A 1,691-nucleotide genomic window follows, 5' to 3' on the forward strand; every position below is an offset into this window, starting at 1 on the left:
TTCCGAAACTGTCCGTTCCCACGGCGGCACATGATTACCAACGAGCTGATCAGCGTGGCGGGTGACGCGGCGGACGCGTCCAGCTATCTGACCCTGTTCGAGATCACTCCCGATGGCATCACGGTGATCCTCACCGGCCGCTACGTCGACCGGTTGATCCGCACTGACGTCGGCTGGCGGATCATTGAGCGGACCTTGCAGAGCGACGTCGAATTCTCGATCTCGAAATCCTGACGTGACTCTCGACCGCCGACAGCCTCAGCCGAGATACGCGTCGACAATCCGGCTGTCGGCGGACAGCTGCTCACTGGCTCCCTCGACCACGATCGAGCCCTGCTCGATGACGTAGCCACGCGATGCCAGGGACAGCGCCCGGCGGGCATTCTGCTCGACCAACAGGATCGTCAATCCGCCCGAGGTGAGCATCTCAATCATCGCGAAGACCTCGTCCACCACGACCGGGGCGAGGCCGAAGGACGGCTCGTCGAGCAGGAGCACACTCGGGGCGCCGACCAGCGCCCGGGCGATCGCGAGCATCTGTCGCTCGCCGCCGCTGAGCGTGCCGGCAAGCTGATCGAGGCGCTGGCCGAGCTTGGGGAAACGCAAGAATGCGTCGTCGAAGGCGCCTGCCTCGTCGAGCCGGCTGGCCCCGCTCGCGAAACCGACCTGGAGATTCTCCCGCACGGTCATTCCGTTGAACACCGCACCGCCCTCGGGTACGGCACGAAGGCCGGAGCGGGCGATCTTGTGCGGAGATCGACCTAGAATCGGACCCGTCCCCTCCACCGTCACCTCCCCCGTTGCCGAGACCAGCCCCATGATCGCCTTGAGCAGGCTGGACTTGCCGGCGCCGTTGGCACCGACCAAGGCGACAGTCTCGCCGCGCCCGACGGTCAGGGAGACGCCCTCGAGGGCCTTGATGGCGCCATAGGAGACCTTGAGGTCGGTGATCGTGAGCATCAGGCGTGACTCCCCAGGTAGGCATCGATGACGGTCTGGTCCGTCTTGATCTGGTCCGGGGTCCCGGCAGCGATCTGCTTGCCGAAACTCACCACGGTGATCTCATCAGAGAAGCCCATCACGATGTTCATGTTGTGCTCGATGAGCAGGACCGTGATGCCCCAGCGCTTGCATGCCGATACGACGAGCTTGATCAGCTCGAAGGCCTCGACATGGTTCATTCCGGCCGTCGGCTCGTCGAGCAAGACCAGTTCAGGGTTCGTGGCAAGCGCCCGAGCGATCTCGACCCGGCGTTGTTCTGCGAGGTTCAAGGAACTGACCTTGCGACCGGTCAGGTCACTGAGGCCCATCATCTCCAGGAGGAGGGCGGGCTTGATCGGGCGGCGGCCGGTGGTGCTGCGCGCGTACCACTGGCCGATCGATGCGTTCCGCTCCAGCGACAGACTTGGCAGCAGCCTCGGTGCCTGGAAGGTGCGACTAAGACCCATCCGGGCTCGTGCGTGCGGACGCAGTCCGGTGACTTCACCGCCTCCGAACGTCACGACACCGGCGTCGGGCCGGAGCGCACCTGTGATGATGTTGACGAGTGTGGTCTTGCCCGCTCCGTTGGGACCGATGAGGCCGAAGACGGTGCCCCGCTGGACGTCGAACGAGACCTTGTCGAGCGCGTGGATCCCACCGAAGGAGATCGACACGTCACGTACCGAAAGCACCGGTCCGTCTCTCTCGCC

Annotated in this window: 3 protein-coding genes; 1 reads left to right on the plus strand and 2 read right to left on the minus strand. The window is 64.8% G+C overall.

The features are described 5' to 3' along the window. On the plus strand, positions 1 to 234 hold a 234-nt coding region (locus WB461_RS08810; RefSeq protein WP_423852359.1), incomplete at its 5' end, for a nuclear transport factor 2 family protein. A 24-nt stretch (positions 235 to 258) separates the two neighbouring features. Here WB461_RS08810 and WB461_RS08815 read toward each other — a convergent pair. Then, positions 259 to 960: an ABC transporter ATP-binding protein gene (locus tag WB461_RS08815; RefSeq protein ID WP_423852360.1), complete on the minus strand. Its 702-nt coding sequence runs from the start codon at positions 958 to 960 to the stop codon at positions 259 to 261. Continuing rightward, positions 960 to 1,691 (minus strand): ABC transporter ATP-binding protein (locus WB461_RS08820; RefSeq protein ID WP_423852361.1); only part of this gene is annotated, 732 nt, incomplete at its 5' end. The genes WB461_RS08820 and WB461_RS08815, both read right to left, overlap by 1 nt.

It is taken from the genome of Aeromicrobium sp. (assembly GCF_049587115.1).
Taxonomy (GTDB): Bacteria; Actinomycetota; Actinomycetes; order Propionibacteriales; family Nocardioidaceae; genus Aeromicrobium.

Excerpts from the sequence above, each read along its gene's own strand:
- WB461_RS08815 (WP_423852360.1), bottom strand. The coding sequence starts at position 960 with ATGCTCACGATCACCGACCTCAAGGTCTCCTATGGCGCCATCAAGGCC.